Consider the following 13396-nt stretch of genomic DNA (forward strand, 5'->3'; position numbering starts at 1 on the left):
CAGGTGTGTTACCCCAGAACAAGTGTTTGAAGGTAAAGAGTAGAGATAATGGGTATTAATGTATGCGAGCCAACAAGCAATGCCTTCCAAAAAGCCTGTAATCACTATCCGAGTGAACCCCGAAGAATATGAGGTTTTGCAAGAATGGGCTGATTCGGAGTTCAGAAGTGTGCCCAGCTTAGTGCTGGCAGTCGTTCGGAAAACGCTCTTAGAGCGCAAGCAGCAACACCCAGATCGATCGAACTCAAAAACCTAAATCCAAATGACCTTGCCACTGCCACCATTCAAATGAACATTATGGAGATACGATCGTTGTGACCAATTCTCAACCAGAGGAAGTCACCTCAAGCCACTGCGTCACCGAACGATGGCGGTGTTACGCAATGCAGGAAAAATACGGCTGGCGACTGCTACGAATCAAACCGACAAAAGACTCAATCCTCAAATACTCCTGCATATTTGAAGGTGAAACCAGTTTTCCTAACTACATGGATGAAGACGAGGAGGATTAACAAATGAGCAGAAAATACATTATTTTTCGCGCTGACTGGACAGAAGAAGAAGGTGCCGAGAACAGACTTTTAGCTCACACCGGAGGGCTAACGGACATTCTGGCAGAGTATTTTGACTCATCAAATCTACCGATTCCTGAACCGGGTTATCGGCCGCTAGAGTTTCACACTCTGACAGAATTTGAAGACACCCAAATAGCCGGTGCTGATAGTCACTACCGGGTAGGCGACTGGGAAGTAATTAGAGTAGAAGAATACCCGACAGCCATCCCCAACAATGCGTTTGAGGTGATCGTGGTTTGCTACTGTAAATACTCCCCCATTAAGACACCATTGATACCGATGCCAAAAGCTACGGTTTCAGTTGACTCCTTCGGTTCCGAGGAAGAGTATCGGCAGTATCTCGAACAAACAAAGCAGGCAACAGCACTTGTTTAAAAATAATCTTGACTTGGAAGGTATGGAAATTTTCATACCTTTTCTCGTTAGTATTGAATTGGTCGGACGATCGATCTCCCACTTCCTGCCGATTTTGCCTAAAATAGACATAACCCACAAAATAAAATCTGTTATGCAAAGTTACACCCTCGCAGAAGCGTGCAATCCAACGGGGACAGCCTTTAATCAAGCTGCTGTCGAGCCAGTTTTACTCACTGATAAATCGCATCCCAGTCACGTAATTATGTCCGCTGATGCCTATCAGCGCTTGATAGAGCGACTGATGGAAGTAGAAGATATGCTTTTAGGCGATTCTGCAAAATCTGCCCTGAGTCAGTCTCAAATGGTGGGTACTAAAACCTTTGTAGAAACACTAAAACAACTGACAAATGGCGAAAGTTGATGGTTTACAAATAACCGTTATTTTATTATAAATACAATCACCAGATAACAGAAATTACACCTGAAGCCGTAATATTTCCATCGCACGTCAACAGCGCAACAGTTTCACCTTGATTTTGCAAAATCATTGCGGTTGCTACAATTTGACGATCGTGCATTTCATGGATGCTCAATAAGCTGAGCGTTTGATTGATGATAGTTCGATCAAGTGGATAAATCGCGATTATAGGATCGCTGTTAATTGCATTCAACAAAGCATTCACAGATGGAATTGAGGTTTTTCTTCGTTCTACAATCCATGCAGCTTCAGCCAAGGCGATCGCAGGTAGAACAAGCTGACTGGTCAAATTGGAGAGAATTGCTTGGGCTTGAGTCCCCAATCTTTGATTTCCTTCGAGAAACCAGATCGGCGCGTGGGTATCAATGACATATTTCATCGGCAGCTATGACCAATCTAATTCATCGTCAGTATCCCCTTGAAACTCGGCAATCTCGAAATCGTCTGCGGTGGATTGTTGAGTACCAGCAAACATTCCAAACTTGATAAATGTAGGCGATCTAGGAATGGATGGCGCAGCCAAAAAAGTAATCACCACGCGGCTTTCATAAATGTTTTCAGGAACTTCTAAAAGTTCGATGACTCCATTTCTGTAAATTCCTTCAAATGCTTGGAGCATAATGATTCACCTCGCGTACAAAGTATAGTCTATCGACTCGCTAGCTCACAATCCCAGTCTAACAAATCTTCCCCAAAAAACACAATTTTTTAATCTGATATAGTCCTGGACGCAAAAACAACGTGTTTCTGTCATTACGTTCGTAGGGGCGGGTTCACCAACAATACCAGCCAATAATTGACAATCTCAAAAACCCGCCCCGGCCGGGATATTATGATTAATGGAAGCGTAACGATGATGAAGTATACAAAAAATTAGAGCGCCTTTTATAAGAAACTCATTCTCAACGATGCTGCTCTAACATTTTATCAAATCTGTCGGGCGATCGGCATTCGGGGAGGTGCTGTTTTCCACATCAAATCTATTTCCTCCGGTGTCAATCCATAAGCTTGATTAACTAAGTCTGACAAACGGTGTTCGAGTCTCAACGCCTCAGCTTTGCGAGATTGAATGGCCGGTGCATATTCATTATAAGTTTCGCGGACTGCTTTTAGTCCAGCAACGCCGAGAGGATCGGAGGATTTAGTTTTCGGCATTCGCTTTCTGATTTCTGCTACGAACTCTGCAAAGGAAAGGGCAGAAAAATCTTCGAGTTTTTCTCCGAGTTTATTAATTAAATAAGTGATTTCTAGCCATTGCAAGACATCTCGGTGAGTTTCTTGATTAGTTTTGGCGATTTCAATTAAACGGCTGACAATTGGTTCTACTTCGGCACGAATTGAGTCAGTTGGTGGTACGATCGGTAAAGTTTCAAATAAATATCCCATTGGGCTAATCGCCCCTGACAGCATTTGAGTAAAAACTCGATGGCTGTACCACCAAATTAGCGGTGAATTGAGCCAACCTAGCAGACATAAATCGCTGTTAGCCAGAATGAAAGTTTTATCATTTCCATAAGCACTAGAATTATCCCATGCGTATTGTGGCAAAGTTTGAATAACCTGATAAATAATTTTGGGCTTTTCAAAAGTCCTGTAGTAAGCACAGCTACGCAGTTCCCACCAGTGACGCCCTTTGTCGGAACGCTTAGACAGTTTTTCCTGCATCGGCTTCATATACTTATATACCGATGGAAATGTTTGTGCAAATACTTCCTCTGCTTTATCGTTTGCTTTACTCCACGGCCATACACTATCGCTGCTAGATTTCAGCAAAATAATCCAAAGATTTGCCCACTCTGGACTCCAGCGTTTAATATCTTGACCTCGTAAATAAGGCTTGATAATTTCAGCCGATTTAGGGTCGGCTTGAACTAGACTGTTTTTAGTAGCTTCATCAATTAAAAAAGCTTCATTCAATCCTGTTAAAATACCTCGATAAGGCTTAACCCCTGCAAAATCTTTTAGCGGAACTCCCACTTGTTTTATTTTCTGCATCAACTCATCAACAGCAGGAGGTTCCAGACTCCAAGCACTCGCAGTGAAACGATCTCGCGAAATTTGATAACCGTGTTGTTGAACATATTGTGTAAGGTTGATATTAGCAAGTTCCTCGCGCGGAACCGGACAAACAATCACAGGCAAATTAGGTTCAGATTTACCTTGCTCAATCTCGCTTTCAGTTTCAGAGATACATAGAGAAGCGTTAGGTTTTCTGACTGCGACAATACAGGGAAAAGTATCAGCATCCTCAAAAATTGGCGCGTGTCCGAAATCAATAATTTGCTCTAGTAAACCTTGACTCGCAAAGAACTTGCGTAGAGGTTCGCCGTATCCCGAACGCAGCCATTTATTTGTGACAATATACGACAGCACTCCCCCCGGTTTGAGAATCTTTAACCCGAGTTCATAAAAGTAAGTATAAAGGTCTGCTACGCCGTTATATGATTCATAATTTGCTTGCAAGTATGGTTTAATTGGAGATAGCAACTCCTGCCGCACATAAGGCGGATTGCCAAGGACAACATCAAAACCGCCATCAGCAAAAATCTGGGGAAATTCAGCTTGCCAATCAAACGCTGTATCTGCTACATTACTGTCAGCGACAATCGAGTTTCCCGCTTTAATATTATCATCCAAATACGTCAGGGTTTTACCCGCTTGGGCCGTCTTCAACCACAGGGAAAGTTTGGTAATTTCCGCCGATTCCGGCAGCAAATCTACGCCGTACAGGTTGTTGCTTAAAATGCTTCTGTCAAATTCCAGCGAGTTGCCGTCTTTTGGTTTATACCCCAAAGCATTCAATTCGCGATCGACTCTTTCGTACTGCTGCATCAAATAATCAAAAGCCGCAATCAAAAAAGCACCCGAACCGCACGCCGGATCGATGACGCGCGTTTTTTGCAACACCTCGTCTCGATACGCTTTCCAAAACTTAATTGCAGTTTTCTTTGGGGGCTGAACCGACACTTCAGCAACTTCGCCCATTAGGAAGAAATCGCGCAATTCTTGCTCTCGCCGGTGCAAATAGCCACCGAGAGAAACCTCGACAATATACTGAGTAATAAAAGCTGGCGTGTAAAACACACCTTGAGTTTTTCGCTTGCCTTTTTTCTGATTGTATTCCTGTCCGGTAGTTTCAGCATTTAACTCTTCCAAATCTGTAACAGACTGCTCGAAAATATGCCCCAAAATATCGACAGAAACTTCAGTATCAAAATCAAAGCGCGTCAGCTTATTAAGCTGACTGCATAAAGGATTTGGCACAGTCAATTGTGCGTCTAAAACCGGATCGAACTTAAATAAACCGCCGTTGTATCCGGGTACAGGAGGGTCATCATTTCCCACATCAACCCAGCGAAATACAGATTGATAATTTTCCCAAATTAATCTAGGATTGTATTGGTCTTTGTGGTCGTGAGCGTTGCTGAGGGTGTTTCGCGGCAGCAACCCTTTATCTTCACAAAAAGCAATGAATAAAACGCGGTCTAAAGTTTTTTGAGCTTTTTCGATGAGTACGCGATCGCGGTTGGGGATATCCTGCGGCCCAGAAAAGCGAAAATGCTTGACGAGAGCGAGTCGAATTGCTTTGTACTCTTGATATAATTTATTGGTGATTTCTTCTTGAGCTTCGTCCGAGTCTTTTAACAGTCTGTCAATAACAGAACCTGTTTGATCTTGGTTTTTAGGCAAAAAATTGCGGCGACACAGCAGAAAGTAAAACCGCTTAAAAGCTTCAATCTCCGCCAAGTCAGTCAGAAAAAATTGTTCGTAATAAGCAGGAGTTTTATTCGTATGATAAAGTCGCAACTCTCGATAATTCGAGACAATAATCCAGCGACAATCGGGTGTATAATTAGCGTAGCGCCAACCTTGGTCAACGGCTGATTCCGATCGCCCAGATGCGGGACGATCTAAATCATTTTTCGCTCCCTTAAGTTCGATCGGAGCAATCACTTTACCTTGCAGGGACACGGCTTTGCCTTTAGGATTGCCAGCAGCAGTAAAAAAGCCGATCGCCCCGTCAGCAGAACCGCCGCCATCAGATATCGTTTGTTCCGCGTTAATTTCCCAAGCTTTCCCCCCACCTTGAATTACCGAGCAATATCCCAAAATATCCTGAAAAATATCATTAATAAAACTGCCGTGCAGGGAAACTTCTTTAACTTCGTCTAACGTACCCGTTTTAAGTGCAGCAATCCACGTTCCCAATTTTTGGTGCCGCACTTCCATATCTTGCGGAAAGCTAAAAGCACGCAAAGCAGTGTTCAGTGTTTTGCTGTGAAAAAGGGCGCGAGTAGAGCGATTTGTCATCTTTTCAAGCAGGTTAATAAAGTTAATTTTACAGCATCCAAGTGCAACAGCGGCTCAGACCTTCTCCTATCAAATCAGTTACTGCAGATTCCACGTTTAGGAAGTATACCCCGCGATCTCTTCGAGTGCCGTAGGGACGCGGGGCCTTGTAGGGACACTCCAAGTGCCCATTGGGCTCAACTTAGCGTTAAACCCGCAGTCCGGCAGGGGTTGAAACCCCTGCCTCAAAGCGAAAGTCCTCGCTATGAGGACTGAAAAATTCATCAGTCCTCATAGCGAGGACTTTCGCTATTAGACAGGGACTTCAGTCCCTGGCGGACTGGCGGGTGGGTGGGAGGACTGGCTGTCTTTCGGCTTAAGTTGACACTAATAGGCTCTTGGAGTGTCCCTACAAGAGCTGTATGCTCAAAGGTCGATCCTCTTCGAGGGCTTCGCTAACGCACCCTACCCCCTCAAAAAAGCGTGTAAAGCGCAGCTATCGAGCTCTTAATCGCTGGCTCAAGAGTCAAAAACGCCACCTCTAAAGCTGAGCTAGCTCTCATTTACTTTGCATATTGTAATTATCACCAAAAGCTATCATTTTTTCTCAGTAGCTTTCCGCTGCTCCCTCCGGGTTTTACAGCAAAAGTTAAATACGCCTGATCTGAGCTGCACGGAGCGAAAAGTTTTGTTACAATAGGTAAGCTGTTACAAATCGTAACTTATGCTGGTTCCTATTTTAATAATTGACGTTGCCCTCGTTGCCTGGTCTTTGCACTTAATGCAAGAGGCGATCGCGCAACGGGAATTTTCACTAATGCTAGCCGGCACCCTAGTTGCGGTATCAGCCGCCGCCCTGCTAGTCGTCTACTTCCTCATGGGCTCTTGTTTGAGCCATTTGACCGAAATATCCCAACACACTTACTAAATCATAGTAGGGGATTGACCATTGTCCAGAACCGAGGAGAGTTTTGTGGAAAAAAAGCCGAAAGCCTTGCCCATCCAGGGCTCAAAACTAATTTCCCCAAAAAGCTTGACAAATATTGGTCAGTTAAGGCATGATTGAGAGCGCGAAAAGAAAGGGGAATTAGCTCAGTTGGTAGAGCACTACAATGGCATTGTAGGGGTCAGCGGTTCGAGCCCGCTATTCTCCATAAACATTACAGTAGGGATACAGCACTGCCTTATCCTAATTTGTACCTAAACAGTACCACCGCGTGCTTAAATTCGATCGCGACTTGTACCTAAACAGCATTGCCCTGTCGTTAAATTCGATCGCGACTTGTACCTAAACAGTATTGCCGTGTCCTTAAATTCGATCGCCCTACACACCGCGAAAACCAATTTTCCCGTAAAATCAAAACAGTCTACCCGCAACCAAAGCGCTACCAGTGGCCAAGTCAACTGAACCCAACAATCCAGAGAGTCCGAGCCAACTTGCCCGCACCCCTCTGTACGACCTATCATTAGAACTCAAAGCCCGAATGGTGCCCTTTTCCGGGTGGGAGATGGCGGTGCAGTACGCAGGCATCAGCAGCGAACACCAAGCAGTACGCCAGCAAGCAGGAATGTTCGACATTTCCCACATGGGAAAATTTGGTTTGAGAGGGAAACAACTAATAGAAAAATTTCAACCCTTAGTACCCTCAGACTTGAGCCGGTTGCAACCCGGTCAAGCTCAATATACAGTCTTGCTAAATGCCAAAGGCTGCATCTTAGACGACATTATTTTCTACTGCCAAGAACCCGACGCTATCACTAGCGAAGAACGTGCAGTAATTATTGTCAATGCCGCCACTCGCATCGCCGACAAAGCATGGATCACCACTCACTTAGAATTGAGCGAACTGTGTTTTACAGACATCTCCGAAGATAAAGTTTTAATTGCCATTCAAGGGCCAGAAGCTGTTAACTATTTCCAGCCTTTTGTGGAAGACAACCTTGCACCAATTAAGGCATTCGGTCACTTAGAAACAAATTTGTTGGGACAGCCAAGTTTTATCGCCAGAACTGGTTACACGGGCGAAGATGGGTTTGAAATCATGGTGGATGCCGAAGTAGGAAAAGAACTGTGGCAAAAATTGTTAGCTGCTGGCGTTGTGCCCTGCGGTTTGGGTGCCAGAGATACCTTGCGTTTAGAAGCAGCAATGGCTCTTTACGGTCAAGATATCGACGACAATATCACACCTTTAGAGGCTGGATTGGGTTGGGTAGTTCACCTCGACACCAAAGGCGATTTTATTGGTCGCGAAGTTTTGGAACAGCAGAAAGCGAGTGGAGTATCAAAGCGGTTGGTAGGGTTAGAAATGCAGGGGCGGCACATTGCGCGCCACGGCTATCCGGTAATATTTGAAGGCGAAACAGTAGGAGAAGTTACTAGCGGTACATTATCGCCTACATTGAATCGGGCAGTAGCCCTCGCATTTGTTCCCGCAAAATTAGCGAAAATCGGTCAGCAATTAGAAGTCGAAATTCGCGGGAAAAACTATCCCGCTAGTGTGGTGAAAAAACCATTTTATCGCTCGCCAAACCGACCAACTTAAATTAAGGAATGAGAATTAAATAACTTCCACTCTTGAAAGTGGGATGGGCGTCCCGCCCGTCCTTTTTGGACGGGCGGGACGCCCATCCCACAATAACAATTAAAATTGTAAGTTATTTAATTCGCGATCCTAAGTAGTTGAGCATTAATGCAGGGGCGGGCTAGAAGCCCAACCCCTACTCCCCACAAGAAAGTGTAAGTGTAGGTGTTCTTCTGGAACGGGCTTCTAGCCCGTTGCTCATATTGGTCAAGAAGACTCATCTACTAGCTTAGCAAATTGTCGCAAAGTTGCAGCATAGCGATCGCCCGCCACATCCATCAAATCATTATGACCGGCCCCATCAACCCAAAAATTCACTTTCGGCTCGTTGGCGGTGGCAAACAACTGCTCTCCATGCCAAAAATGAACCACCTCATCAGCCTTACCATGAATCACCAAAACAGGCGATCGAACTTTGCCAATCTTATCAATATTCACAAACTTGTCAAAGGGTAAAAGCGGAATCCGCGTCAACACCCGAAAAGCCGAAACAAAGGAACTTTCAACCACCAAACCGCCGACTTTTTGCCGCGAAGCCAAATCAATAGCCGGCCCCCCGCCCACAGAACGGCCGTAAAGAATAATTTGCTTTGCAGGTACTCCCAACTGTTGAGTTAAATAATTATAAGCAGCATCAATATCACGATAAGTATTATACTCAGAAGGCTTTCCCGGGCTCGTGCCGTAACCTTGATAATCATAGGCAAACACAGCAAATCCGGTATCTCGAATCTCTCTGAGTAGCCACAAAATCCCGTCCAAGTTTTCTGCATTCCCGTGACTGTAAAGTATGGTATATTTAGCTTGCGGGTTAGGAAAATGAACAGTAGAAATTTTCACGCCATTAGCTGAGCCAACTTTGACAACTTCCCTGCTATCACTCTGGCTAGATGGGGGAAATTGAAAAATTAGCCGTTCTGAAAAAAAGAAACCGTAAAAACACAGGAATGCGTAAATAAAAATTATAGATCGCATCAGTCGTTTGACAGAAAAATCTCCAAAAAGCAAGCGTTTAATATTTTTTCTGTTCCATTTAGTCATTACTAAAGGCTCATAGTTGAATAAGATTTAACTAATACTTTTTTATTGCGAGAAAAGACATGACACTAAAATACCCCGATGACCTGAAATACCTAGACACCCACGAATACATCCGACTCGAAGGCGAAATTGCCACCATCGGCATTAGTGCCTTTGCAGTTGACCAACTCGGCGATATCGTGTTTCTAGATTTGCCAGAAGTCGGTGCAGGGTTGGAAAAGGGCGAAGCTTTCGGTACAGTCGAGTCAGTGAAAGCCGTTGAAGACTTGAAAGCACCAGTTACCGGTATAGTCGTAGAACGCAATGATGACATTATAGAGGCTCCCGAAGATTTGGCGGAAGACCCCTATGGCGCTGGATGGCTGCTGAAAGTCCGCGTTGACAATCCCAGCGAAGCAGACGAGGCTTTCTCGGCCCCGGAGTATCGCAAAATGGTGGAAGGGGAATAGGGCATGGGGAATAGGGCATGGGGCATGGGGCATGGGGCATGGGGCTGGTTGATAATTCCACAATCCGCCAGGGGTTGAAACCCCTGGCTAATAGCACAAGTCGTCTAAAGACGACTGATACCAAATCCGGCTTAAATACCCCCTTTATTTCGCTTGTCCGCTAAGGCAGACTTCGTTTGACTCTCGACAGCGGTTTCAACCATCGACCTTAATCTACAGTCGTCTTCAGACGACTTTAGCTATGAGACAGGGGTTTCAACCCCTGTCGGACTGTCGGACTTTGATACACGCAAAAAATCTTCCTTAGTCGTCTTCAGACGACTTTAGCTATGAGACAGGGGTTTCAACCCCTGTCGGACTGTCGGACTGTCGGACTGTCGGACTGTCAGACTGTCGGACTTGGATAGACGCAAAAAATCTTCCTGGTTTTCTTAGCAAAATGTTACAAACAAAGAAGAAAAGTCAATTCAGGAGAATCCGCCTTGGTACTCTACAGCCCTCAACTTGAACCCAGTCAGCAACAAAACCTTTCCTCCATCAATGGTTTTGCGGGTCGGCACATTGGCCCGACACCCAGCGAAATCCAGCAAATGCTCAATGTTTTGGGCATTTCCAGCCTTGATGAGTTGATTGACAAAACGGTTCCAGCGGCGATTCGCATTTCTCAACCGCTACAACTTCCCGCAGCGCAAAGCGAGTACAGCGCTTTGGCAGAATTGAAAGAAATTGCTGCAAAAAATCAGGTATTTCGATCGTACATCGGCACAGGATATCACGACTGCATAACTCCCCCCGTCATCCAGCGGAATATCCTAGAAAATCCCGGCTGGTATACAGCTTACACTCCCTACCAAGCCGAAATTGCTCAAGGGCGATTGGAAGCTTTACTGAACTTCCAAACCATGATAATTGACCTCACGGGTTTGGAAATTGCCAATGCTTCCTTGCTGGATGAAGGGACTGCGGCGGCGGAAGCGATGGCGGTGAGTTACGGCGCCAGCAAAAATAAGGCAAAAGCGTTTTTTGTTTCCCAAGATTGCCACCCTCAAACTGTGGAAGTGGTGCAAACTCGCGCTAAGCCACTGGGAATTGAGGTAATTGTCGGCGACCATCAAAGCTTTGAGTTCGATCGTACAATCTTCGGCGCTCTCGTGCAATACCCCGCCACAGACGGCGCAATTTACGACTATACCGATTTTATTCGATCGGCACACGAAGTCGGCGCATTAGTCACAGTAGCCGCCGACATTTTGAGCCTTTGCTTGCTCACACCCCCCGGCGAATTCGGCGCGGATATAGCCGTAGGAAGCACTCAGCGCTTCGGAGTGCCGATGGGATTCGGAGGGCCCCACGCAGCCTATTTCGCCACGCGAGAAGAGTTTAAACGCCAAGTTCCGGGGAGAATAGTTGGCGTTTCTAAAGATGCCAACGGCAAATCTGCTTTACGTTTGGCCTTGCAAACTCGCGAACAGCACATCCGCCGCGAAAAAGCAACCAGCAATATTTGTACTGCTCAAGTTTTGCTGGCAGTGATGGCGAGTATGTATGCTGTTTATCACGGCCCGTCTGGACTGAAAGACATTGCTGAGAAAGTAAGGAGTTTAACAGCACTTTTGGCATCCGGTTTAAGAAGTTTCGGATACAAAATTGGTTCTCAACCTTTCTTCGATACTTTGCGGGTAGAATTGGGAGACAAACCGCTGTCAGAAATTCTAGAAGCTGTTAAAGTTCGCAAAATTAATCTCCGAGTTTTCGATGATTCGACAGTGGGAATAACTTTAGATGAAACTGTCACCGCTGAAGATGTGCAAGATTTGTGGAAAATTTTTGCACAGGATAAAGATTATATCAGGGCAGACGGGCAGAATGCTCTTAACATTCCGCTGGATGCCGACGCATTGAGTTCCTATTTGACCTTACCAGATTTTTGCGATCGCACCAGCAGCTATCTCACCCATCCAGTTTTCAACAGCTACCATTCAGAAACTGAACTTTTGCGCTATTTGCACCGTTTAGAAGCCAAGGATTTATCGCTAAATACATCGATGATTCCCTTGGGTTCTTGCACAATGAAATTGAATGCCACAGCAGAGATGATGCCGGTGACTTGGGCGGAATTTGGCAAGATACATCCCTTTGCACCCCGCGATCAAACTCGCGGCTATCAAAAGATGTTCGTGCAACTAGAACAGTGGCTGGCAGAAATTACAGGTTTTGCGGCAATCTCTTTGCAGCCCAACGCCGGTTCCCAAGGCGAATACGCGGGCTTGTTAGTTATTCGCCAATACCACGAACACCGACGCGAATCTCACCGAAATATCTGTTTGATTCCCCAGTCAGCCCACGGTACAAATCCGGCTAGCGCGGTGATGGCGGGGATGAAAGTAGTTGCTGTCGAGTGCGATTCCCAGGGGAATATTGATGTCGCCGATTTACAGAAAAAAGCAGAGAAACACAAAAAAGAACTGGCGGCTTTGATGGTGACATATCCATCTACGCACGGCGTTTTTGAGGAAGAAATTAAAGAGATTTGCAAAATTGTCCACAACTGCGGCGGACAAGTTTATATGGACGGCGCAAATATGAATGCTCAAGTGGGTTTGTGCCGCCCCGGTGATTTTGGTGCTGATGTTTGTCACTTGAATTTGCACAAAACTTTCTGTATTCCCCACGGCGGCGGCGGGCCAGGAATGGGACCGATTGGGGTAATGTCTCATTTAGTAGAATTTTTGCCCAGTCATTCTATTCTTAACAGTCAACAGTCAACAGTCAACAGTCAACAGTCAACAGTCAACAGTCAACAGTCAACAGTCAACAGTCAACAAACATCAGTTGGTGCTGTTTCCGCAGCGCCTTGGGGAAGTGCTAGCATTTTGACTATTTCTTGGATGTACATTCGGATGATGGGAGGAGTGGGTTTAACTGAGGCGACAAAAGTAGCAATTCTTAATGCTAATTACATGGCAAAACGGTTACAATCTTATTATCCGGTTTTGTACAAAGGGAAAGCTGGTTTAGTGGCGCACGAGTGTATTCTAGATTTGCGATCGCTCAAAAAATCTGCGGCTATTGAAGTGGAAGATATCGCCAAACGGTTGATGGATTACGGCTATCACGCGCCGACGGTTTCTTGGCCGGTTGCTGGTACGGTAATGGTGGAACCGACGGAAAGCGAATCGAAGCAGGAATTAGACCGTTTTTGCGATGCGATGATTGCAATTCGAGCTGAAATTGCGGAGATTGAAAAAGGTAATGTTGATGCACAAAATAATGTCTTGAAAAATGCGCCGCACACCGCAGAATCTCTGATGGTTGATGAGTGGAATCGTCCTTATACTCGCGCGCAAGCGGCTTATCCGACATCTTGGACTCGCGAACATAAGTTTTGGCCGGCGGTGGGTCGGATAGATAATGCTTTTGGCGATCGCAATTTTGTCTGTTCTTGTTTACCAATGGAGGCTTACACTTAAGATTGCAATCCATCTAAATCTCGTTTTTATCTGAGTCTAGATCCCCCTAAATCCCCCTTAAGAAGGGGGACTTTGAGAACGCTTCCAGTCCCCCCCTTCTTAAGGGGGGCTAGGGGGGATCTCCGGGTTTGATAGATTCCGAAATCCACCCCAT

General features: G+C 45.5%; 12 protein-coding genes and 1 tRNA gene. 9 read left to right on the forward strand and 4 right to left on the reverse strand.

Features of this window, described 5'->3' with window-relative positions:
* The first annotated feature begins 79 nt into the window (after positions 1 to 79).
* The 4 genes from QUB24_RS12995 (at position 80) to QUB24_RS13010 (ending at position 1353) form a co-directional block, all read left to right on the forward strand.
* On the forward strand, positions 80 to 256 hold the full coding sequence (locus QUB24_RS12995; protein ID WP_333146182.1) for a hypothetical protein: 177 nt from the start codon (positions 80 to 82) through the stop codon (positions 254 to 256).
* 58 nt (positions 257 to 314) lie between these two features.
* The gene (locus QUB24_RS13000) at positions 315 to 512 is read left to right on the forward strand and encodes a hypothetical protein (RefSeq protein WP_333153567.1); all 198 of its coding nucleotides are present in this window, start codon (positions 315 to 317) and stop codon (positions 510 to 512) included.
* Between the two features lie 3 nt (positions 513 to 515).
* Positions 516 to 950, forward strand: coding sequence for a hypothetical protein (locus QUB24_RS13005; protein WP_333153568.1), 435 nt, complete (start codon positions 516 to 518; stop codon positions 948 to 950).
* 133 nt (positions 951 to 1083) lie between these two features.
* Entirely contained in the window at positions 1084 to 1353 is a 270-nt protein-coding gene (locus QUB24_RS13010) for a type II toxin-antitoxin system Phd/YefM family antitoxin (RefSeq protein WP_333153569.1), read from the forward strand.
* 37 nt (positions 1354 to 1390) lie between these two features.
* On the opposite strand, the gene QUB24_RS13015 is transcribed toward QUB24_RS13010, so the two are convergent.
* The 3 genes from QUB24_RS13015 to QUB24_RS13025 all read right to left on the reverse strand — a co-directional run bounded on the left by QUB24_RS13015 (position 1391) and on the right by QUB24_RS13025 (position 5721).
* Complete coding sequence (locus QUB24_RS13015) at positions 1391 to 1789, reverse strand: PIN domain-containing protein (RefSeq protein WP_333153570.1); 399 nt, start codon at positions 1787 to 1789, stop codon at positions 1391 to 1393.
* 6 nt (positions 1790 to 1795) lie between these two features.
* Complete coding sequence (locus tag QUB24_RS13020) at positions 1796 to 2029, reverse strand: hypothetical protein (protein ID WP_333146192.1); 234 nt, start codon at positions 2027 to 2029, stop codon at positions 1796 to 1798.
* Positions 2030 to 2337: 308 nt separating this feature from the next.
* Complete coding sequence (locus QUB24_RS13025) at positions 2338 to 5721, reverse strand: Eco57I restriction-modification methylase domain-containing protein (RefSeq protein ID WP_333153571.1); 3384 nt, start codon at positions 5719 to 5721, stop codon at positions 2338 to 2340.
* A gap of 703 nt (positions 5722 to 6424) precedes the next feature.
* On the opposite strand from QUB24_RS13025, the gene QUB24_RS13030 reads away from it, so the two are divergent.
* The 3 genes from QUB24_RS13030 (at position 6425) to gcvT (ending at position 8243) form a co-directional block, all read left to right on the forward strand.
* Entirely contained in the window at positions 6425 to 6628 is a 204-nt protein-coding gene (locus QUB24_RS13030) for a hypothetical protein (protein ID WP_333085722.1), read from the forward strand.
* 153 nt (positions 6629 to 6781) lie between these two features.
* Positions 6782 to 6854, forward strand: a tRNA-Ala gene (locus tag QUB24_RS13035).
* Positions 6855 to 7091: 237 nt separating this feature from the next.
* On the forward strand, positions 7092 to 8243 hold the full coding sequence (gcvT, locus tag QUB24_RS13040) for a glycine cleavage system aminomethyltransferase GcvT (protein ID WP_333153572.1): 1152 nt from the start codon (positions 7092 to 7094) through the stop codon (positions 8241 to 8243).
* A 246-nt stretch (positions 8244 to 8489) separates the two neighbouring features.
* On the opposite strand, the gene QUB24_RS13045 is transcribed toward gcvT, so the two are convergent.
* On the reverse strand, positions 8490 to 9323 hold the full coding sequence (locus QUB24_RS13045) for an alpha/beta hydrolase (protein WP_333153573.1): 834 nt from the start codon (positions 9321 to 9323) through the stop codon (positions 8490 to 8492).
* Positions 9324 to 9382: 59 nt separating this feature from the next.
* On the opposite strand from QUB24_RS13045, the gene gcvH reads away from it, so the two are divergent.
* Positions 9383 to 9772, forward strand: coding sequence for a glycine cleavage system protein GcvH (gene gcvH, locus QUB24_RS13050; protein WP_333153574.1), 390 nt, complete (start codon positions 9383 to 9385; stop codon positions 9770 to 9772).
* A gap of 482 nt (positions 9773 to 10254) precedes the next feature.
* Positions 10255 to 13242 (forward strand): aminomethyl-transferring glycine dehydrogenase, encoded by a 2988-nt coding sequence (gene gcvP, locus QUB24_RS13055; RefSeq protein WP_333153575.1) that lies wholly within the window; start codon positions 10255 to 10257, stop codon positions 13240 to 13242.
* The last annotated feature ends 154 nt before the right edge of the window (positions 13243 to 13396 follow it).

Origin of the sequence: Microcoleus sp. B9-D4 (assembly GCF_036705105.1) — a bacterium.
Lineage (GTDB): Bacteria > Cyanobacteriota > Cyanobacteriia > Cyanobacteriales > Microcoleaceae > Microcoleus.